Annotated in this window: 12 protein-coding genes; 10 read left to right on the top strand and 2 right to left on the bottom strand. The window is 52.4% G+C overall.

Translation table 11 applies throughout. The features are described 5' to 3' along the window. The 7 genes from OXG87_09490 to OXG87_09460 form a co-directional block, all read left to right on the top strand. A partial coding sequence (locus OXG87_09490; protein MCY3869779.1) for a tetratricopeptide repeat protein occupies window positions 1-1,078 on the top strand: 1,078 nt, incomplete at its 5' end. Further along, window positions 1,056-2,474 carry a bifunctional class I SAM-dependent methyltransferase/glycosyltransferase family 2 protein gene (locus OXG87_09485; GenBank protein MCY3869778.1) on the top strand — a complete coding sequence of 473 codons (1,419 nt, stop codon included), beginning with the start codon at window positions 1,056-1,058 and terminating at the stop codon, window positions 2,472-2,474. The genes OXG87_09490 and OXG87_09485, both read left to right, overlap by 23 nt. 27 nt (window positions 2,475-2,501) lie before the next feature. Continuing rightward, complete coding sequence (locus tag OXG87_09480; protein MCY3869777.1) at window positions 2,502-5,978, top strand: GWxTD domain-containing protein; 3,477 nt, start codon at window positions 2,502-2,504, stop codon at window positions 5,976-5,978. 7 nt (window positions 5,979-5,985) lie between these two features. After that, window positions 5,986-8,328, top strand: a complete 2,343-nt coding sequence (locus OXG87_09475) for a GWxTD domain-containing protein (protein MCY3869776.1) — start codon at window positions 5,986-5,988, stop codon at window positions 8,326-8,328. Window positions 8,329-8,348: 20 nt separating this feature from the next. After that, window positions 8,349-10,334 carry a hypothetical protein gene (locus OXG87_09470; protein ID MCY3869775.1) on the top strand — a complete coding sequence of 662 codons (1,986 nt, stop codon included), beginning with the start codon at window positions 8,349-8,351 and terminating at the stop codon, window positions 10,332-10,334. 73 nt (window positions 10,335-10,407) lie between these two features. Further along, window positions 10,408-14,934, top strand: coding sequence for a hypothetical protein (locus OXG87_09465; protein MCY3869774.1), 4,527 nt, complete (start codon window positions 10,408-10,410; stop codon window positions 14,932-14,934). A 196-nt stretch (window positions 14,935-15,130) separates the two neighbouring features. Next, complete coding sequence (locus tag OXG87_09460) at window positions 15,131-15,331, top strand: cold-shock protein (GenBank protein ID MCY3869773.1); 201 nt, start codon at window positions 15,131-15,133, stop codon at window positions 15,329-15,331. A gap of 59 nt (window positions 15,332-15,390) precedes the next feature. On the opposite strand, the gene OXG87_09455 is transcribed toward OXG87_09460, so the two are convergent. Continuing rightward, entirely contained in the window at window positions 15,391-15,948 is a 558-nt protein-coding gene (locus OXG87_09455) for a hypothetical protein (GenBank protein MCY3869772.1), read from the bottom strand. A gap of 193 nt (window positions 15,949-16,141) precedes the next feature. On the opposite strand from OXG87_09455, the gene OXG87_09450 reads away from it, so the two are divergent. Further along, complete coding sequence (locus OXG87_09450) at window positions 16,142-17,092, top strand: hypothetical protein (protein MCY3869771.1); 951 nt, start codon at window positions 16,142-16,144, stop codon at window positions 17,090-17,092. Between the two features lie 175 nt (window positions 17,093-17,267). Here OXG87_09450 and OXG87_09445 read toward each other — a convergent pair whose 3' ends face one another. Then, entirely contained in the window at window positions 17,268-17,609 is a 342-nt protein-coding gene (locus OXG87_09445) for an NIPSNAP family protein (GenBank protein ID MCY3869770.1), read from the bottom strand. 761 nt (window positions 17,610-18,370) lie between these two features. Between OXG87_09445 and OXG87_09440 the strand changes: the two genes are divergently transcribed. Further along, window positions 18,371-21,565, top strand: a complete 3,195-nt coding sequence (locus tag OXG87_09440) for a sigma 54-interacting transcriptional regulator (protein MCY3869769.1) — start codon at window positions 18,371-18,373, stop codon at window positions 21,563-21,565. A 294-nt stretch (window positions 21,566-21,859) separates the two neighbouring features. Further along, the coding region (locus tag OXG87_09435; GenBank protein ID MCY3869768.1) for a leucine-rich repeat domain-containing protein at window positions 21,860-23,135 on the top strand (1,276 nt) is incomplete at its 3' end.

The following is a 23,135-nucleotide window of genomic DNA, read 5'->3' as shown; positions in this document are numbered from 1 at the left end:
AGACCAGTCCCTCGACCACAGACTCCTGACAGCCGCCGGACTCTTTTGGAAATACTGCATTCTCATTTTGTTTCCCATCAAATTATCCGTAGATTACTCTTATAACGCCATACCCGTCATTACCTCTATACTCACACCCGAAGCAATAGCGGGCATACTCCTCGGCATCGCAGGACTATTATTGTGGGCAGGTGCTTTTTACAAGCGCTGGCCCTGCGTATTTTTTGCTCTATCATTATTCTTTGTACCCTATTCAGCCGTATCGCAAACACTCGTATTGATCAACGCCATTTTCCAGGAGCGATTTCTATACATCCCCGTCCTCGGTGTGTTCGCACTGTTTGGCCTGGGATTTGAACACCTTGAAAAACAACGAAAAACGGTCGCCATTGCCCTCGCCGCCCTCATTCTCGTGGCCTATAGCGCCCGGACCATTGTCCGAAACGCGGACTGGCGAGACGACTTAACACTTTATCAAAGTGCAGTAACAGCGTATCCCGAAAGCGCGAAAATGCAACACGCCTTGGGCGATGCCCTATCCGAACGCGGTCGGATATCCGATGCCGAAACAGCTTATCGAAAAGCACTATCCATCCGGGAAAGTGCCCTGACCTATAACAACCTGGGAAATCTCTACGCCGCAACGGGCCGTTTTAAGCACGCCACAGCCGCGTATCAAAAAGCAGTAGAAATAGAACCGGATTACATCGAAGCCTACATGAACAAAGGGCTCGCGGCAATGCAGGCCGAACAAATAACCGACGCGCATTCGGCCTTTGAACGAGCAGCCATTCTCGACCCGACCAACGCAGAAATTTTCTACAACCTGGGCGTAGTCCGCGAAAATTTGGGCCGCCCCGCACAGGCAACTACTGCTTATGCCCGCGCCATAGCATTGCGCCCAAATTGGGCTGAAGCGTATTTTAACCTGGGAAAAGCCCATCGAGACAACGGCGAAAAAACCGCAGCCATACAGGCGTACACGCGCTTTATAGAACTCTGGCGGGGGGACCCGCAAGTCGCGCAACTGGCACGCCGAGAATTGGAAAAACTCAATGAAAACCCCCCTTCCCGATAGCCGTGTCATTCGGAAAGCTTTCGACGAAGCCGCCGAAAACCGGGACCGTTGGCGCAGGCGCAACCGCACCTATCACCAGGAAGTCCTGCGATTTTGCCGTTGCGCGATACCCGAAGGATCGTCCGTCCTGATCATAGGATGCGGCACCGGCGACCTGCTCGCGGGCTTAAAACCGGGGCGGGGACTCGGCATTGACTTCAGCGAAGCAATGATAAAACGCGCGCGCAAAAAATACCCCCACCTCGAATTTCGCGTGGGGCGCGCCGAGAATTTACCCGAAGGGGAGCGATTCGAGTGGATCATCCTATCGGACCTGCTGGGTTTCCTGCCCGACATCCAGCGCGTATTCAGCGAACTGTGGAAAATCGTACTACCCGGCTCCCGCGTCCTGATCACGCACTACAATCCCCTGTGGAAACCCGTACTAAAAACCGCGGAAATATTCCGCTTAAAAATGCCCGAACCCGTGCAAAACTGGTTGACACACCGGGACATTCAGAATTTACTTTATCTATCAAGCTTTGAAGAAATACGACGAGAAAGCCGCCTGCTCTTGCCCCGCGGCGTACCGCTACTCGCATCGCTTGCAAATCGCTTCTTGGCGAGAGTGCCGGGACTGAGACGCCTGTGCCTCATACAAACACTCGTCGCGCGTCCCGTCTTTCCCGCACGGGAAGCATCCTCAGTCTCCTGCTCGGTCATAATACCCTGCAAAAACGAGCGCGGAACAGTAGAAGCCGCAATAGCGCGCACACCTGTGATGGGAGCGCATACAGAACTAATCTTTGTCGTGGGACATTCAACGGACGGCACCGCCGAAGAAGTTGAGCGATGCATGGACTTGTATAGTGGAACAGACATCCGCCTGATCCAGCAAACCGGTGTCGGAAAAGGAGACGCCGTACGACAGGGATTTGACATAGCCAGAGGCGATATATTGATGATCCTGGACGGCGATTTAACCGTCGCCCCAGAAGACTTGCCCAAATTCTTCGACGCCCTGATATCTGGCCGCGCCGAACTCGCCGTGGGATCCCGCCTCGTATATCCCATGGAACAACAAGCCATGCGATTCCTGAACCTTCTGGGCAATCGATTTTTCGGCTGGGTATTGAGCTGCCTTTTGGGGCAACGCATCCTGGATACCCTGTGCGGCACCAAAGTCCTGTTCGCCCTGGACTACAAAAAATTGGCCCGAGCGCGTCGAGACGTATGCGATTTTGACCCCTTTGGCGACTTCGATCTCCTCCTCGGCGCGTCCAAACTGGTCCGCAAAATCGCAGAAGTACCCGTGCGATATCGGGATCGGGTGTACGGAACCACGCAGATCCACCGCTTTCGGCACGGCTTTTTGCTATTGCGCGTATGCTGGACTGCGTTTCGCAAACTGCATTGAACGGTGTACCCCTTGAGGAAACATACCGTGTTCACTTCACCAATAGTCAGATACGCATTGCTCATGGCTATCGCGCTCTGGAGCGCCGCAGACGCCCAGGAGGACTTAATCCTCCGCACTGGAGCGACCGGTCAGGTGTGGACCTACTCTCGAGAGATGAGCGGCATCGCACTGACAGAGCTGTGGACCGACGGTGCGGAACGGGAACAGTGTCTCGGTATTTTCCCCGGGCGACCAGGTCAACTGGGAAAAACTGAAACCGGAACCATCATCTACCAATCCATCCCCCTATTATTGCCCGCACCCGGCGACATCTTGCATCGGGGACACACTATCTCCCTTGCCCCATCCCGATACTGGGAACTGACGTCATCGGGACGCGATATCCTCATAATAGATGATCCGGACATGGAATCCATTATCTGGACCACTGAAAAAGCGATAAAAGGATTAAAACCAACCGCCCCCGCTATTGGCAAAAACGACCTACCCACTCTGACATCGGGTTTCAACGCCGTGCGCCTGGCGCAACTGAGCCTCTCGCGCTGGGAGTTCAAACAAGCCGCCGCTTATTACAACCAGGCAGCGCGCCATTTCGAAACACTGGCCAGACAATCCGCGAAAAGCGGCCTATCCGAATCCCCCATGCAGGACTACGTAAACGCATTTCAAAGCGCCGCGCAAGAAATTCGAAAAAATGGATCCCGCTGGGTCTGCCGCGACCACCTCACCGCAATCTCCAGACTACTAACCGCATATCGTCGCGACCATCGCGGGAAAATGCCCGACCAACTGTCCGCACTTCAAAAATGGACTGTTGATCAATCCCGGGCAGATCCCGGGACCATCGCCCGCCTGTTTCGCGCACCCGCAGATCGGGACAACACGCGGCCCATCAGCTATTTCTACAGACCCAACGCCGCTACAGGTGAAGCCATTGTCGTAAGCTATTTCTACCCCGGTCGCCTCGTAGAACTGGTTCGACACACCGAAAACTACCGCGTACAGGATCGTCCCATTGGACAAACACAAATAGATTCACTCGTAGAAATGGGCAAAACCCTCCTATCGCAAAACGACACCCTCGCCGTGCCCATACTCACCGCACTCACCCATGTCGCGCCCGAATTGGAACTGGGGCATTGCCTCCTGGGCTATGCCTATTTAGAGGTAGAGAATTACGACCGCGCGCGAAGCGCTTTTGAGCGCGCCATTGACCTCAACCACCGCCTATCCGAGGCGTACAACGGACTGGGACTCGTCTTCCAAAACCGCCCCAAAGGCCTGTACAATGCCATCCGCTATTTCAGAAAAGCTCTCCAGTGGTCTCCAGATGAACGGCTATCGCAGCTATACAATATTCACCGCGATGCCCGTTTCAACATGGCGCAGACGCGATACAAGCTCAAAGAATACGACACCAAACGCGACCTCGACCACGTCATCGCAATGGACCCAACCTACGCGCCGACCTACAAACTGCTGGGCAAATGGTGGGAAGAACAGGAAGAAGACTATGAACAGGCGGCCATGGCCTATGCCCGCTATATAACACTCGCGCCCGAAGACCCGGAAGGCAGAGAACTGCTCTCAAGAGCCTATTTGCGAAGCAAAAACTTCGACCGCATCGTCCAATTGCTGGAAGATCACATCCGCGAGTACCCCGAAGAAATAACATCCCTGCCCATCCTGGCGCAGGCGTGTCTCGAACTGAAGCGTCCGAACTGGGCACAAACCTATTTTTCCCGCTATGTGGCGCACCTCAATCCGCAACACCGCGCACTATATGAAGACATCCAATTCCTCGCATCCACCGAAGAACTCGAAGAATACAACAGCCTCGACACAGACGCGGCGCGTTCGTCATATTTGCGACAGTTCTGGGCACTAAAAGATCCAAATTTGATCACCGCGACCAACGAACGCAAACTGGAGCACTACAGACGGGTATGGTATGCCCTGACAAATTTCTCAGAAGGGAAAAAGCCCTTTGACCGGCGCGGCGAGGTCTATATCCGCTTCGGAGAGCCTGACTATCGGTCGCGATCCAACATGTTAAACTTGCAACAAAGCCTATCAGTACAGCGGGTAAAAGAGCGCGTGGCCCAAACACTATTTGGTGGCGAAGCCGCACAACAGACCTACTTTGGCCCGGTATATCCCGTGCGAGGACTTCAAACCAGACTAAGTGGCGCAACCCCAATCAGTATGCAACGCGAGGACGCATCCATGCAGCAGGCCATCGAACAGTCACAGGAACGGGAGCGACAGGGACTCGAGTCGGGAGGCGAAGAACAGCGCACCGTGCGTTCGGCACAGGCAACAGCCGATGACCAGACCGGAGAAGACATCAGCACTTACGAACGGCGGGCGAATACAGTCGTCAACGCCGGGAACATGGGAAGTGAATTTTTTAATCTCCAGCCGGATTTCAACGCGGTCTCCGTTCCGGAAGACGCCTCTATGGTGCGGTGGGAGACCTGGATCTACACCGATGTGAACGGCGGCATTGAAATAACCTTCACAGACGAAGCCATGACCGGCAGTTTCGACTACGCGCCCGCGCCTCTGGATCCCAACATCCCCATCCGCACACTTGCCCTGCTAAATCGGTACAATCCCCGCAGGGTCACCGAATTTGCCGCTCGGGTAACGCCGGATTATTACGCAACCCCGGAAAACACCCGCCCCCTGGAATTCTATTACGACCTCGCGGATTTTCAGAGCCTCCAAAATAGCGTAAGCGCGCTGGAAGTCTATACCGGAATCCCGCAGACACTGGGACGGTACTTCGCTGAAAACAATACCACCGAGATGGTCGTAGAGCGAACCGTATCCCTCTTAAACGAACAGACCGGCGATGTGTATCGACGCACAGGCGATGTGCGATATCGCAATGAAGGCGATCAAACCGGCATACAGGGCGCGTTTATCCCCGACGTCGTGCGCCTGGACGCCCCGCCGGGATATTACAAGCTGGAAGTACATCTGCTGGACCGCCTGTCCGGACGGCAGGGGCGGTATCGCCAGATAATCGAATTGGAGAAATATCAGACCCGCTCCATGAAAGTGAGCGATCTGGAACTGGCCTGGCGCGTCGCAGAGGGCGGTCCCCAGGACAAATTCCGCAAAGGCGAGCTGCACGTAGTCCCCATGCCCACGCGAACCTATCCGAAGGGACAGAGCATCTTTGTCTATTACGAAATCTACAACCTGAAACGCAATGAATTCGGTCAGACAAAATATCAGGTAGAATACACAATAGCACCAAAAGGCAAAGGCGTGGGCGGTGCTGTATCTCGCCTGGTGAGAACGCTCGGCGGCAAACGAGAAAAAGTGTTACTGGGATATGAACAGGTCGGAACAATGAACCTGGAAACCGTCTATACAGAACTGGAATTGGGCGACCGCGAACCGGGACGCTACGCGCTGGAAGTCGTAATAACCGATTTGAACAGCGAACAGACCGCCTCTAAAAATGCCCTTTTTGTCGTAGCACAGTGAGATACTTATGAATATTCGCTATTGGGTACACTTCCTTCTATTTTTCTGCTTTATCGGACCTGCCGCCGCCGAAGACACGGATCTGGACGCCGTATATCTCAAAGCCCAGGCACTCGGACGAAAAACCCTGATCAGAGAAGCACTCAAAACATTAAACGAAGCCGTGCCGAGTTCTGCGGACTCCACCCTCCTACTCGCCCGTATCGGCCATCTCTATCTTCGACTCCAACTGCCCGACAGCGCCGAAGCCGCATTTGTTCGCGCCCTGAAAAACGACTCGCAGCAGGGAGACGCCCATCTGGGAATGGGACGCGTACTCCTGGAATATCGCAACAAACTCAAGCGCGCGACCTCACACCTCGAAAAGGCAATACAGGCCGACTCCAATCGCGCTGAAAGCCACGAAGTCCTCGGCAGAACCTATCTGGCGCGAGGAAAAGAAAAAGACGCCCTGCAAGCGGCAAACAGAGCACTTCAAATCAACTCTCGATATGGTCCAGCCCACCTGCTACTGGCGCGTCTTTATCGCAAAAAAGGCGACACCCACCAGGCACTATCCCACTACAACAGCTACCTGTCCCGCGGCGCACAGGACGAAACACCCGCCCTTGAATTTGCCCTTGAATTCTTGACCGAAAAACGCTACAACATCGTGACCCAAATCGCCGCGCACATGGCCGATGCGCGAAGACTTCCGCTATTGGCGCAAGTGCTATTGGCCTCGCGGCGTTATGAAGACGCCCTATCCGTATTTCAAAAATACCTGGACACCCTATCGCCACAGGAAAAATCGGTCTATGAAGATATATCCCTCATCGCCACCCCAGAAGAAATCGCATCGTATCGCGCGATCTCAGACGAAGATGTGGACGCCTTTCTGAACGCCTTCTGGATCCGCAAAGATCCCTTTGGCACAACCGGAGGGAACCAGAGACGCGCAGAACACTACCGCCGCGTCTGGCATGCGCGAACCTTCTTCGGGCGTTACAAATACCCCTTTGACCAGCGGGGCGAAATCTACATCCGATACGGAGAGCCGGACTACCGCTCCACCTGGCGAGAACCAAACGCCAGCATACCGATCCCCGTGCAGCGCATACAGGAAAAACTGGCATTTCAACTCTACGGCCGTCCCGGCACAACCGCAACCTACACCGGACCCGTATTTCCCGTCCGCATCGCGCTTCGAAATGTCGAAAGCAACCTCCCCCTCGAAGAAGACGACGGCACCCTCGGCTTGCGCGGGTGGAAACCCGTCACAGCCGGGAACGATTTCTCCAGCGTACCCTGGGAAGTGTGGATCTATCCCGACATCAACCACGGCATAGAAGTCGTATTCACCGACGAAATGCACACCAATATCTACAACTACGCACCCGTGCCCTCCATCGATAGAGAAGACGCTTATGACGTCGCCTCCCGCGGGTCCCCACTCAGATTCCTCCGACTCATGAACGACTTCTCGCCCGCATCGCAAGTCGCAGCAGCAGCAGCAAAAAAACCCGAACGCTACGACACATCCGACCTCGATCCCCTCAATTTCTATTACGAAGCTCTATCATTCCGCGGGCAAGACGGCAAAACAGACCTGCAGATCAACATCGGCCTCCCAATAGACGAAGTGGCGATATCCACCGATCCGGACACCACAGTCGTAGTCGAACGCCGCATCGCCCTCGTAGATGATCAGAACCGCGAAGCAAAACGCCTTCGGGAAGACGTCGCTATACCCCTTCCCCCCGGACTCCGCGGGAAAAGCCTGATCGCCAGAGACCGCATCGACATCCCCCTACCCCCCGGCGAATACGACCTCGCCGTGCAAATGTGGCGAATTCACACCAACCGCCTGGGCAATTATCGGGAAAAAGTCCGCCTGCACGACTTTTCCGGTGACAGCTTGATGCTCAGCGATCTACAAATCGCACAGCATATTGAAGAACCGACTTCCGTACCCCAGAGCCAGAGCGACACCTTGACTGCGCGCGACAAATGGCGCATCACAACATCGCCGTCCCGCACCTTTTTCCCGGGCACGCCCATCTTCGTCTATTTTGAAATCTACAACCTGACGCGAGACACCTTTGAGCAAACGCGCTACGAAGTCGCCTTTGCCGTAGCACCAGAAAAGGGCCGCGAACTCGCCTCACAACCCAGAATACGGCGAAGAGATGGGGAACTGATCACTGTACAATACGAACAAACGGGCCGCGAACTCTGGATCGCCGACTACGTCGAATTGGACATCGGCCGCGTTGAACCCGGGCGGTATCGCTTGCTTATGACCGTAAAAGACCTCAACAGTGCCCAGACTGCTACTCGGGAAGGCATATTCCGAATAGCAAATCGGTAAGCAACTCCAGCCCTCCTTTCATGTCCGCACAACAAACATATCCAATCGCAGATTCGCCAGATCCTGCGAACAAAGGGGTCACAGTCCGATCGCTGATCTTCGGATTTGTGCTGGTTGTTACAATCAACGCACTGGCGACAGTCGCGCGATACATCATGCACAGCTCCTTCATGGCATACAGCCACATGCCCATGGGCAATCTGATGCTCACACTGCTGTGTTTGATTGTCTGCAGTGTGCTCGCGCGGTACTTTGGCAAACGCTTTGCCTTTTCCCCGAGCGAATGGCTCGCGATCTTTTCAATGGGCTTTATCTGTTCGCTCGGTCCCACCTATGGCGTAAGCGGATATCTGGTCGGCGTCATCGTAACCCCCTACTATTTTTCCTCGCCCGAAAACCGGTGGGCAGAATTTTTGCACCCGCACCTGCCCGAATGGATCATACCGTCCAATCGCGACGGCGCAATGAACTGGTTCTACGACGGCTTGCCCGCCGGTGCGCCCGTACCCTGGTCTGTCTGGCTCGGTCCCCTCTTCTGGTGGTTCACCTTTGTATGTGCCATAGCACTCGCCTGTTTTTGTGCCTCGGTCATCATGCGCAAACAATGGGCGGAATACGAAAAACTGGTCTATCCCGCCATGGAACCCATCGTCGAACTGACCACACAGCCCGGCACGGGTCGCACCTATTTGCCCGAGTTTATGCAGGGACGGATGTTCTGGACCGGATTTGGCGTGGTAGGCATAATATTCGTCTGGAACATCATCGCGTGGTTTCATCCCGCGCTGCCAAAATTTCCAACCGCCGCTGGCACCTGGGTGCCCATTGGCCGGAACTTTCCGCCGCAATGGGTATTCATAAGCACCGTGGGAATATGCTTTTCGTATTTTGCGAGCCTGGAATTATTGTTCAGCATGTGGCTCTTTGATCTCATATTCATCGTAGAATCCGGCATCCTCGATCAACTGGGCATAACAGCCTTTAACCGCTACTACGCCTCCAAACGCTACCTCTGGCAAACAATGGGCGCATTTGTCGCCCTATCTCTGTGGTGGGTGTGGATAGCGCGGGCGCATCTGAAAGAGGCATTTCAAAAAGCCCTTCATCCAAAAAGCGAGCATATAGACGACAGCCGAGAACTCATATCCTATCGCGCAGCCTTCTGCTATCTCGCCGCTTCAGTCGCCTACGCACTGGTCTGGTTATCCGCAGCGGGCATGGCGTGGAAAGTCCTCGCCATCCTGTTGCCATTCATGTTTTTGTCCTATGGCGCCGTATCGAAAATCCTGGCCGACTCCGGACTTATTTACGTCAAGGCACCATCTACAGCCTGGACACTGACAACCGCGCTTATGGGCGGTGCCCGCGCCATTCCAGCGGCGTCTCATGCCATGATCTATCCGGCATCTGTCGCCATCGATCACTTCCGCGGATTTACCTTTTCCGTGGGCACGCACCTCAACCGCCTGTCCGACTTCATCTCCGGCAACAAACGCCCCCTCTTCGGCGGCCTCTGCGTGGCTTTTGTGGTCGGCATCGTCTCATCCACCCTCTTTACAATCTGGCTGGGCTATCGCATTGGCGGGTACAATTTCTCGCCAAACTGGCTCATCATTCGCGCGGGCATAGGCGGATATCAAAATTCCGTCAACGCGATCATATCGCCGCAACCGATGGAAGAGATCGACTACTGGTTTTTTCTCATCGGAGCATTCGCCATGTACGCCCTGTTATTCCTGCGATACCAATTCACCTGGTGGCCCCTGCACCCCATTGGCCTCGCCCTATCGGGCACCGGGCTCGCCCGCCTCACCAGCTTCACCATCTTTGTCGCCTGGCTGATCAAATTCACATTATTGCGCATTGGCGGAGCACCCTTTTACCGCCGCTCAAAGCCGTTTTTCATCGGCATGCTCGTGGCATACGTCCTGTCAACCGCCCTGGGCCTCATCGTAGATGCGATATGGTTCATGCCCCAGGGACATACGGTTCACAAATGGTATTGATTTAACTCACTTATTTTGGTACACTTAATAGCGTCTGAATTTTGAATTATCCGATTTCTTGAAAGGACCCTCCATGTATCGTCGCATCGGATGGTTGGCATTAATCGGGATTGTCGTATTTGGGTTTGGCGCGGTCATCTCAGGACCCGATACGGTTGACCCGTTGCTACGTAATGTGCTGGGATTGCAAACACCCGAACCCGTAGAACCAGCCCCAGTGCCGGGAGCCGAAGTCGTAGCTGATCGCGTAAAACGCAAAATCACAGAAGCAGAGGTGCGCGCATTAATGGCGACCTTTACCCAGTATAAATCCCGCGTACCGGGCTATCCGGGCCACGATGCCGCCGCGCAATTTATCGAACAACGCTTCCACGCACTCGGCTTAAAAAATGTAGAAACAGAAACCTACGGCGTAACCTCACCCGTAGATGAAGGCAGCCAACTGATCATCGTCTCCTCCGGCGAAGTCTTTCCGCTCTCCGGGCTATGGCCAAACCTGGTAAAAACCTCCACCTTACCACCGGGCGGCGTGCGAACGCGCCTGATCGACGGCGGCGACGGCGAATTTAAAGCTTATGATGGCAAAGAAGTGGAAAACACCGTCGTCCTCCTGAACTTCAACACCTGGAACAAATGGCTCAACGCCGCTGTTCTCGGCGCAAAACAAATCATCTTCATCGCGCCAGATACCACATCCTATACACAGGCCGAAACAAAATTTTTGCAAGTACCCAACAGCGTAGAGCGATATTGGATCGACCGCGAAAACGGGGAAAAACTGCGCGCGCTCCTGACAGACCAGGGCGAAATAGAAGTACAACTCGAATCCCGGATGCCCTGGAAGAAAGACGACGTCGCCAACGTACTGGGCTGGGTTGAAGGATCAGACCCGGAAATGAGCAAAAAAATTGTCGTCATCAACGCCTACTACGACGCCATGTCCGTCGTACCCGCACAGGCACCCGGTGCTGAAATGGCGTGTGGCATTGTCGCACTCATGCGCCTGGCAGAGTATTTTCAAGCACATCGCCCCAAATACACCGTCCTCTTCCTCGCATCGTCCGCACACCACCTGGGATTCCGGGGCATCTGCGACTTTCTGAACCGACACTCGCGCAAAGAAGAACACTTTGCCGCACTTATGACCGAACCCATAGACATCGACCTGTTCATTGGATTGGACCTCTCCAGCCAGACAGACGAAATAGGCGTATCCACCCAAACAGCGGGGTTTGGCGTCAACACAGCGGTCAATTATTTCTCCACGCGATTCTTTGCCACATTTAGCAAATCCTTTGTACGCTATGCAACCGCCATTGCCGAAGGCATGGGCGTACCTTCAAAAGACGTCATGGTCGATGGGATCAACCCCAAAGGCGGCATGACCTGGGACATGTACATCCCCGGCGAAAATATCAAAAGCGACAGCGAAGTCGTACTCTATGCGGGCACCCCGGCACTCTCATTGACAACCGTGAACGACGCGCGATTCCGCGTAGATACCCCTCTGGACCGGGCCGAGTACATAAACTACGTCAACCTGACCAAACAGATTCGCGTACTCGCGGGCATGCTGGATCTATCCTTCAACGACAAGGAATTTTTGCCCGACTACAAGCTGGACCCCGACGACCGCATGCGCGGCCTCAAGGGATATGTGCGCACCTTCCCTCGGCGCAGTATCACACCCGATAAATCGCGCTCAGGTGCGATAGCCGCCATGCGCATGGGCCTGGAAAAATCAATCAAAGGCGTGCGGCGCATTTACTACGACCTCGCAGATGAAAACGGCGAATACTATATCCCGGGTGTGGCAGAGCGCCGCGTACACGTGCGGGCATACTATATCGATCCCCACAGCGGCGAAATCACGTACGCGCCCAACCAGGGGCGGCAGGGCAAAATCTACAGCGGCCATTTCAACATGAACTGGTGGATCACAAAACAAACCGTCATCCTGTTCCCCTGCGTGGCAACCGATTTCTACGGCACAGTCGATCCCCGATATTTGAACACCTTATCCAACATCAGTGTCTATGGGGTGGGCAATACCGCACCGCAAGAATACGGTTATGACATCGGATTTGGGCCAGACGAACCCGTCGGTGTAGTCTATACATCCCCGGGAGAAAAAGTAAAAATAGCCATGCGCGCAGGCGCAATCGGCGTGCGCTATTTGCTACTCAACTCAAAAAGCGCGGATAACGAGTGGGATGCCCGGGGCGAGGGATTTCAAACCCTATCATCGGGATCCTTAATCCGCACACCCTATCAGGCAGCGCGAGACATGTGGATGTTGAACGAGTCGCGCATGCGAAAACTGCGCCAGTACTCAATCGAAAATCAGCGGCTGGAAGTATTGCACGCGCAGGCAAAACAACATTTAGACGAAGCAGAGACCGCACTGCACGCAAAACAATGGGATGCTTTTGTAAAACACACACGCGCGGGCATGGGCATTGAATCCCGGGCATATCCAGACGTAAAAACAACGCAAAACGACGTCATCCGCGGCGTGATCTTCTTCATGCTCCTGGTCATCCCCTGTGCGTTTTTCCTCGAGCGGTTGATCTTTACCTTCTCCGATATTCGCATGCAAATCGGCGGGATCGGCGCGGTCTTTGTCGTCATCTGGATATTCCTCTCACAGGTACACCCCGCATTTGACCTCTCCAATCCCTTTGTGATATTGCTGGCTTTTGTCATCCTGGCACTGGCGATCTTTGTCATCTCGATCCTATCGGGCCGGTTCAACGAAAATATCCGACGACTTCGCAGCGCCGAGGTATTATTGCACGAAACCGATGTGGGGCGCATCAGTGCATCCGTGGCGGCATTCCAACTGGGCATTGCCAACATGAAAAAGCGCAAAATGCGCACATGGCTGACATTTGCAACCCTGGTACTCCTCACCTTTACCGTGCTATCCTTTACCTCTATCAAATCGGCACTGGAATTTCACCAGCTTCACCGCGATGTGGAAGGCCCATATCCCGGCATATTGATCAGAAGCAAATTCTGGGGACCACTGGAAGACACGGCTTATGATTACGCGCGGATAAATTTCAAAGACAGAGGTACCGTAACCCCCCGAAGCTGGTATATTGCGACAAGAGAAGACAAAAAATCAAAAGCCGTGGTGCGTTATGGAGAGAAAAATTCTCGCGTCCAGGGGATCCTGGGACTGGCACCAGAAGAAGCCCAGGTAACGCAGGTCGATACCCTGCTGCGGATCGGACGCTGGTTTCAACCGGGCGAATCAGCCTGTATTTTGCCCGATCGAACAGCGGAACTCCTCGGCATAACAGAACAAGACGTCGGCAAAGCGCACATTCGCCTCTTTGGCAAACAACTCACAGTAATCGGGCTGATCAACTCTGAAAAAATGCGTCGATTTGTCGATCTGGATGAAGAAATCTTGACGCCAGCAGATTTTCAAGTCACCGAAGACGAATTTATCACCGCTATGTCGCAGACCGAGACCCGCGAGCGGCAGGGATTGGAGCGCCCCGAAGTCGATACCGTGCCATTTGAGCATCTGGACCCCGATGACATTTTGATCGTACCTTATGCCCTGCTGCGCGATGTGGGTAGTCCATTGCAGTCCGTGGCCGTGCGGTTTCAAGAAGAAGTGGATGTCGAAGCCGAGATCAAATCATTCTTATCGCGATTATCCGTGGTATTATTCGCCGGTATCCCAACAGCAGATGGTGGCATCCGCGTCGCGGTTTACAGTTCCCTCGGCGATACCTCTTTGCAGGGCATGGCCAATTTGTTTATCCCCATCCTGGTCGCCGCGCTGATCGTACTCAACACCATGATGGGATCGGTGTACGAACGCTTCCGCGAAATCGGCATTTATTCTTCCGTGGGATTAGCACCCGTACACATCGCCTTCTTATTTATAGCCGAAGCATGTGTTTACGCTGTTTTGGGAACCGTTGCCGGATATCTTTTGGGACAAAGCGTGGTCAAAGTACTGCTGTGGCTGGATGCTCTGCAGGGACTTACCGTGAACTATTCGGCGCTCTCGACCGTGACCTCCTCCATGCTGGTCATGCTCGTGGTCTTGCTCTCATCGCTCTATCCCGCGCGCCAAGCATCCTTGATGGCCGTGCCCGACGTAACGCGCCGCTGGAAGTTCCCCGAGCCTGAAGGCGACCGCTGGCATTTTGAATTTCCATTTACCGTGGGCGGCAAAGACGTATTTGGCCTATCCGTATTCCTCGTCGATTATTTTCAAGCGCATGCAGGTGAGAGCCTAGGCACATTTTACACCGATGGCGCGCGATTTGGCGCAGTTGAAACCGAAGCCGGACAGGGAAATACAATTGACACAACAATCTGGCTGGCACCTTATGATCTGGGTGTAAGCCAGCAGGTGCATTTTGAAGCTATACCCACAGGCGAGCACAATATTTTTGCCATGACATTGACCATAGATCGGCTCTCTGGCGATGCCTCGTCATGGCGACGCGTCAACCAGAATTTTATGAACGCGCTGCGCAAACAATTCCTCATTTGGCGCACCGTGGCACCAGAAGATAAAGCGCAGTACACGGAAAAAGGACAGATGATGCTCGCCGGGGCTACAGTTTGAAATGGAACTTTTTTTCTGAAAAAACGTTGACTTCTGAGATGATAAAGGGTATCTTTGCCCATGCATTAAGAATGTGTTGTTTTGTTTCCTGTACAATCGGCCTGAAAAGACGGTATGGCAAGAATCGAAACTTCTGATTCTTGCCTTTTTTGGATCTGATAGTGCAATTCTCGCTGTAGAAAGGTGGTGAAGTACGTTGGCAGAAGGAAGAGTTAAGTGGTTTAACGACGCCAAGGGGTTCGGCTTTATTGAGCAAGATGATGGCGAAGATGTTTTTGTCCATTTCTCTGCGATTCAAGCAGAAGGCTTTAAGTCTTTGTCCGAAGGTGATGTCGTCGAATTTGAAATCACCCAGGGACCTAAGGGCCTCCAGGCTGCGAATGTCACAAAGCAATAATCTGAAATAATTTCAGAATTAACCCAAAAGCACCACCTCGTTTTGAGATGGTGCTTTTTTTATGCGCGCCTGATACAAAAATCCGAAAACCGTATCCAGTGATCACTTTCCTCTGGACCATTATAGCACTGAATACTCACCTGATCATCGCCCGGAGGAGGGAGCGCGCCCGAAGCCGCAGTCTGGAACACGGACTCACCCTCGGCGCAAAACTGCGCTTCCCATGTATTCGCGGTAACAACAAGCCGCAAACGAACACTCTGCGTCGGCATCGGCTGCTTCCCGGGAATAATGTACAGATCGCCGTCAATGAGTTCCTTTACCTCTTTGAACACCGGCTCCCCATCGTGATACCACGTAATACCCGCCTGCTCGTATTGCTGCGTGGGCTGGCTGTGATTGGTAATCGTAACCTCAACCGCATAAGCTCCCTCACTGCGGTCTGGCGCAGACCTGAGCAAAGCATTTTGCACCGTATCTTTCACGCCGGGACGCACGCAAATCTCCAGCCCCCCATCCCGAATCCGCCAATCATCGGAATGTTCCCGCAACCACGACCACCCGCTATCCAGCCCACCGTCAAATGTGTCCTGAAAAATGATTTGTCCATTGCTCATAATAAATCTCCTGTTCAGAATTATCAGATATACCCGCGCTCATGGTCGAGAAATTTCAGGCGTTCTTCAAGTATTTTTCTCACCCCTCAACTCACCACCCCGGATAAAAATATATCCGAATTTCCTGTATTGGATTTGTCATCCCATTTATATTGAAAGCCGCGATGAGAATTGTATCCAACATAGGAACGCCATGAAAAAACACCTTTTATACTTCATTCTCCTGTTATTATTCGGTTGCCGACCACAAGTTGACGAACAAATCACAATCTGTTCTTTCAACATCAAATTCCTCGGACTATACAAAAAGAAAGACAACGAAGCACTTGCCCAACTGGTCGGAAAATACGACATGGTCATCGTCCAGGAACTCGTTGCACCGCCTGATAACGGTCAATACTGCGGGGGCGAGTCCTATAGCGAGGACCCCGAAGCCGATGCATTCTTCGATGCCATGACCGCACAGGGCTTTGATTACTCCCTATCTTGTGAAGATACGGGAAGAGGCGAAAAAATCCACAAAGCCGGATCGAGCACCGAATGGTCCGCGGTCTTTTACAAACCCGACAAACTGAAAATCGCCCCTGACCTGCCCAACGGATTCCTCGCAAAAGACCGCTCTGCCCATCCCGTATATCCCCGCGTGCCACACGCCCACGGCTTCCGCACCATAAATGGCAAAATGGATTTCGTCGTCATCAACGTCCACTTGTCCCCCGGCGGAAACAAGAAAAAAGAACGCAAAGCCGAACTTTTGAGCATCGCCCAGTGGATCGACCGCCACGACGCACAGGAACAGGACTTCTACATCGTAGGGGACATGAACATCGAAAACGCCGCAGAACTTAAAGCAGTAACACCGGCGGGATTTGTGTCGCTCAACGACGAATGCCGAAAAACGAACACAGCGGCAGGAAGCAGCAAACCCTATGACCACGTCATGTACCGCCCGGCCAGGTTAGACGAGATAGACGAGGCATTTGATTTTCAAGTCATCAACCTCATCGACCAGATGCGCGGCACCTGGCGAGGCTCCGAAACCTATCCCGGCGACCCGTACAATGGGAATCTATTTGCACAGCACTACTCGGACCATCACCCCGTATTATTCCGCCTGAACATTCCGGGCAAGGATGACGACTGACATTGCCTGCCCTGATTAATCTCCCAGACAAAAAGGAAACGGGTAGAGAATATAACAATCCTCTACCCGTTTTTTTTGCCCAATCGCAATTGAAGAGCACGGGCGGGCACGGGGGCGCCGCCCCTACATATTATACATAACCTCATAAAGGGTCGGATGCTAACAACCCCTGGAATCATGCATCTTCCGACAGAGCCGGAACCCGGGACTCGAAAAAATCAGACGCGAGCATAATTTGATCTTGCTGGCGCACCACAAGCCCTTTGACGCGGGGCAGATAGTCATTAACCCATCTGGGATCGCTACGCACCGCCTGTCGCGCCTGATCAAAATGGGTATAATCGCGATACGCCCAGATGTGAACAACGCGATTTAACTTCCCAATATCGGTATAATACCACCCGGCAAGTTTGACCCCATAGTCCTCGCGCAGGGGAAGTGCCACCTCGCGCACCGCATCCATATAGGTTTGCAAAGCACCGGGATTCAGGTCATAGGTACGCATGTCGTAAATCATAGGAAATCTCCAAAAAGGGTGGAAAGGAATCACTCATGCCACACGTAACACGAGAATTGCTGGTATCACAATTTAGTAGAAATTCCCCACAAATACTCGGCTTTTTTAAACCCCTCCATGAATGATTCTGTCACACCTGAAGGACCCCGATCAAAAAGTGCATCTTCATACACGCTGACGGAATAACACAGTATTTTTGTACCGGGGTCCATTTTTTCCCTACAAATTTGACACCAAAAGCGTTTGCAGCCCGTCTAAGTGTTCGCAGCGTTAATACGAATCCCCATGAACACAACGACCGGGCCGAGATATCCCTTCACTCCAGCCCGGTCTTCGGGGGCGGCAAGGTAAATGGTATCCCTCCCTGCCGTCCCCTCATTTTTTTATAAAAAAGCCATGCAAAGGTAAAACAAAAGGCCGTAAGCGTTGCTCATCTGCATACCCGATCAAACTCGGCGCAAAAAAGTTCTGTCAGATAAAACTTTTTTTCTTGCTCTTTGAATATTTGTACATATACTTCCAAGACGATATTACGTCTTGTGGGACGATATAATATCTTATGCCATAGGAAGAACCCATGTTATTAGATAGTGGGGATATATGATATGCAAAAAGGCGCTTCTTTATATGGTGTGGAAGTAACAATTCCCGACGATGTGAGATTTTGGAGTTCTATCATTCTATCCGAAGATTTCAGTGTGGAGCATATATCGCAGTTGTACTCCGTCTCCAATGCAGGTGCATGATAATAAGGTTTTTTTATGATCAACTCACTCAACCGCACGGGCACCTGGCGGACTTATTCCATATCCGATGGCCTGGCAGGAGTGCGCATTGAACACATCGCCGAAGACAGCGAGGGTTATCTCTGGTTCGCCACACGGGATAACGGTGTTAGTCGCTTCGATGGAGACGAGTTCCAGAATTTTACGCGACAGGATGGTCTGATTAGCGACCGCGTTTATTTTATTTTTCAGGATAGTCAGAATCGGTTGTGGTTCGGCACATTAAATGGCGTCTGCTGGTACGACGGGGCAAATTTTCACCATTTAGAGGACGACGGCATTGCAGGCCGTGCTGTGGAGTTCATTTATGAAGACAGTGAGGGACGTATATGGTGTAGTGGTCACCGCACTCTGGGATATTACGATGGCACTGTGTTCCACGACTTGATTCCGCTCTACCTTCAAGACTACGAGCAGCCACCTTGTCCTCAATGGCCCAACAAATGTCGGGGTATTGCCCAGGATATGGAAGGCCATCTGTGGTTTGGCTTTGACTACCTCATCCGTTTTGACGGTACATCCTTCTACCGCTATGAAGAGAAAGAGGGTTTTCCTCCAGGCAGGACGAGCTATGCAGTGGGGCAGGACCATACCGGCAAGGTGTGGATCGGTCGGCCTGGATATGGCGACAGACTCTGGTGCTATGCCGATGGCACCTTCCAGTCTGTTCAGGCAGATTTAGGTGGCGCACTGCGCAAAATTCAGAGCGATCGAGAAGATCGGATGTGGTTCTGCACCGCGAATGGGGCGCTCTATCAGGACGACGATGGGTTCAGCAAGTTTACTCCAGCCGATGGCCTGCCCCATCCCGCGGTTAAAGCTGTGTTCCAGGATCGCGATCATCAGTTGTGGTTCGCCACCTGGGGGGGCGTTGGACTTTACGATGCGCATAGTATCGGTGTTTTCGGTCCCTGTGAAGATCCATCCAATAGGGTGCATGAGATCTCGCAGATTGTGCAAGACTGTCGAGGTGATATATGGGGCGGGTATGCGTCTCCTAATATCAACCGTTTAACCGAGAGCGTCTTTCGCTTCAATAGCGAGCACTTTGCATTCGTAGGCACCGATAATGACTTTGATCTCAACGGTTGTTTCGCCATCTATGAGGACCACGGGAGGTATCTGTGGTTTGGCGGCCGCAATGGCCTGTTCCGCCACGATGGACAGAAGTTTGAAAAAATAGAAACAATCCCAAATTTAGGCGAAAGTAGTGTTTGTGCAATTGCCCAGGACCCGCAAGGAGGATTTCTTTTTGGCCATTGGGAAAACGGCTCTAAAAAAGGAAAAGAGGACCTTTTTATCAGCCCCTTGAAGATCATTTATCAGCGTGGCGAGGAGTTTCAAACCATTTTTGTGGAGGAGAAGAAGAAAGATCCTTTCAGCCGCATTGGCACTGTGATTTTCGGGCGCAACGGCGAGGTCTATTTTCATCTCTCTCACGAAAATTTATCAGGTACCGGCAAGGGTTTCGCGCGCTGGCATCCAGAAGATAGTCTTAAATTTTATGGGATTGAAGATGGGCTGATAGACGGCAGTGTCACTGACCTGCTATTAGACCGAGATGACAACCTGTGGATCGCCACTCAGGGTGGTCTTTGTCGCTTTGATGGCAGCACGTTCCAGACCTTCACGACCAAGGACGGTTTGCCGAGCAACCGAATCCATTGTTTGCTTGAGGATTCCCAAGGACACCTCTGGCTCGGCACAGATGGGGGTGTGGTTCACTACGATGGCCAGCTTTTTCAGACCATCAACTCACCGCATATAGAACCCGTTCTGCAGATATTCGAAGATCGCGATGGAAATTTCTGGTTCGGTACAATCTTGAACTCTCTGGTGCGCTACCGGCAGCGACAAATTCCACCCCAGATTCGTCTGATTCAGATTGTTGCCGATAATGTCTATGAGAATCCACAGGAAGTCATCGTATCTACCACAGATCAGCAGGTGACTTTCGAGTATAAGGGCCTGAGTTTTTCCACCCATCCCCGCGACATGCTCTATGTCTATCGCCTGAAGGGCTATGATCTCGACTGGCAACCTGCGACTCGCAAGATGCGAGCCTATTACCGGGACTTGCCGCCGGGAGAGTACACCTTTCAGGTCAAGGCGATAGATCGCGACCTCAATTATTCAGAGATCGCACAGACGCGACTCTCAGTCGAGAGGGACCCGCGCATCAGCGCACTGACCTCCATAATCAACAGCACGGATGGCGTTGGCAATGAATTTATCGGTCAGAGTGCGGCACTGCACGCATTTCAAATTCAGCTTACAAAGGTCGCATCTACTGATCTGTCGGTACTGTTTAAGGGCGAAACGGGTGTGGGCAAAGGATTAGCTGCGCGGGTGTTACACGCGCTGAGTTCCAAGTGCGATGGTCCATTTATGCAGGTCAACTGCGGTGCACTGCCAGCAACGCTGATCGATAGTGAACTGTTTGGTCACGAAAAAGGGGCATTTACCAGCGCCGTTTCTCGCAAGCTGGGCAAGGTAGAACTGGCTAAAGGTGGCACGCTCTTTTTGGACGAGGTAGGCGACATGACTCTGGAAACGCAGGCCAGGATGTTGCGCTTGCTGGAAGAGGGCACTTATGAGCGCGTTGGGGGTAGCGAGACACTATCGATACAGGCGCGGATTGTGGCAGCGACCAATCGAGACCTTGAAGAGATGGTCAATGCAGGTACTTTCCGCGAGGATCTCTATTACCGCATCAATGCCTTTCCAATGTCATTGCCGCCGCTGCGCGAGCGCAAGGAGGATATCCCGGACCTCGCCGAGTTTTTCAAGACTCGCATGGCGACACATCTGGACAAGCAAATCGAGCCTTTGACAGTAGAGGTGATAGAAGTGCTGCAAGCCTGCGATTGGCCAGGCAATGTGCGAGAACTGGAACATACGATAAACCGAGCCGTCATCGTGTGTCAAAATTCTCAAATTGAAGTTGCGGACATCGGCCTGATAGGCAGTAGTACGCCTGTTTTTACCGACCGAGAAGTCGCGCCTTTGGCTGAAATTGAACGCCGCTATATCCTCGAAATGCTTAAAGCCACCAACTGGAAAATAAAGGGAGCCGGAGGAGCGGCAACATTACTGGGACTAAACCCTGGGACGCTGTATGGAAAAATGAGAAGACTGGGTATCAGACGTCCAGAAAAAGAACATATATGATCTTTTAGGGTCATATATGTTCTTTTGTTATTAAAGTACTGTTATTAAGATACTTAAGAGTCAGGCTGATTATTTTTGGGATCATATATGTTCTCGAAAATAAAAAGTAAGTCTGACTCTTATTTTTTTATAATCATTCTATCTTGATTAAAAATAACACTTTATGAATATGTTTTTGGATCCATTCACAGTGGCACACTTTTTGCTGTTATAAGCCCCATTCAGGTCCACTCAGGACCACGAACGATGTGAAGCGCAAAGTTTCACATCCACACACCCAAAGGGAGGGAAGAAATGCATCTGTATAAGCACGTAACACTTGTCGGACTCATTGCACTCTTTGTCGCAGGTCCAATCTCTGCGGATTCGCATACTGACCCTGACTTTAACGACGATGGGATCGTCAATTCATCGGACTATGCATTGTTCTTGGCGCAATGGGCAACGAAGGCAGGTGACGAAAATTGGGATGCGAAGTTCGATCTGCACAGTGATGGGGTCATCAACTCATTGGACTACGCGCTCTTTATTGCCAATTGGAACAAGACATTTCCAATACCACCGAGCGAGGTATTGTCGGTGTGTGACCGCACGGGTGCGGTGCGCGATTCGATTGTGGCATTAGCACCAGTAAGCACGTGTGGGGAAGTGACAGCGGCGCATCTGTCTGCGATAGATTCTCTTCGTGTGAATAGCGCAAGCCTCACAGCCTTGAAGGCTGGCGATTTTTCTGGCCTAACTGGTTTGGCATATCTCGACCTGCGGTCAAACCAACTCAATAGCCTGCCCGATGGTCTCTTCGACGACCTGACTGCGCTGACAGGGCTGAATCTGGGTGGCAACCAATTCACCTCAATCCCTTCCCAATTGTTCACCCTGACTGATCTGACTCACCTGTATCTTTGGGGCAATCAGTTGACTGGTCCTGTTCCGGTTTCCGAATTGGCCAAACTATCCAATCTTGAAGTGCTGAGTCTTAGCAGCAATCAGTTCAGTGGTCCGATTCCTGTGGCATTGACCAACATGACCAACCTCACACACTTATATCTTCATAGAAATGAGTTGAGTGGTGGTATTCCCTCCGAATTGGCCAACCTGTCTAACCTTGAGCGGCTGTATCTTTATAGGAATCAGTTGAGTGGAGAGATTCCAACTGAATTGGCCAACCTTTCCAATCTCACGCACCTGTATCTTTTTGATAATCAGTTGAGTGGAGAGATCCCAACTGAATTGGCCAACCTGTCTAACCTTGAGTATCTATATCTTTGGGGCAATCAGTTGAGTGGTGAAATCCCCGTGGAACTGACCCGCATAACCAACCTTAAGGGGTTACGTATTGCCCGCAACCAGTTGACTGGTGGTATTCCCCCCGAATTGGGCAACCTATCCAATCTTGAGCAACTGAGTCTTGATAATAATCCGTTGGGTGGTTCGATTCCCGTGGAACTGGGCAACCTATCCAACCTTCAGCGGCTGAATCTTAGCCGCAATCAGTTGAGTGGTGAGATACCAACTGAATTGGGCAACTTATCTAATCTCACTTACCTGAATCTCGGCGTGAATCAATTAA

Source organism: Gemmatimonadota bacterium (genome assembly GCA_026706845.1).
Taxonomy (GTDB): Bacteria; Latescibacterota; UBA2968; order UBA2968; family UBA2968; genus VXRD01.
The sequence above is the reverse complement of the archived record's forward strand: the minus strand, read 5'-3'. Positions and strand labels throughout refer to the sequence as shown.

Excerpts from the sequence above, each read along its gene's own strand:
- OXG87_09485 (MCY3869778.1), top strand. The coding sequence starts at position 1,056 with ATGAAAACCCCCCTTCCCGATAGCCGTGTCATTCGGAAAGCTTTCGAC.
- OXG87_09475 (MCY3869776.1), top strand. The coding sequence starts at position 5,986 with ATGAATATTCGCTATTGGGTACACTTCCTTCTATTTTTCTGCTTTATC.
- OXG87_09470 (MCY3869775.1), top strand. The coding sequence starts at position 8,349 with ATGTCCGCACAACAAACATATCCAATCGCAGATTCGCCAGATCCTGCG.
- OXG87_09465 (MCY3869774.1), top strand. The coding sequence starts at position 10,408 with ATGTATCGTCGCATCGGATGGTTGGCATTAATCGGGATTGTCGTATTT.
- OXG87_09455 (MCY3869772.1), bottom strand. The coding sequence starts at position 15,948 with ATGAGCAATGGACAAATCATTTTTCAGGACACATTTGACGGTGGGCTG.
- OXG87_09450 (MCY3869771.1), top strand. The coding sequence starts at position 16,142 with ATGAAAAAACACCTTTTATACTTCATTCTCCTGTTATTATTCGGTTGC.
- OXG87_09445 (MCY3869770.1), bottom strand. The coding sequence starts at position 17,609 with ATGATTTACGACATGCGTACCTATGACCTGAATCCCGGTGCTTTGCAA.
- OXG87_09440 (MCY3869769.1), top strand. The coding sequence starts at position 18,371 with ATGATCAACTCACTCAACCGCACGGGCACCTGGCGGACTTATTCCATA.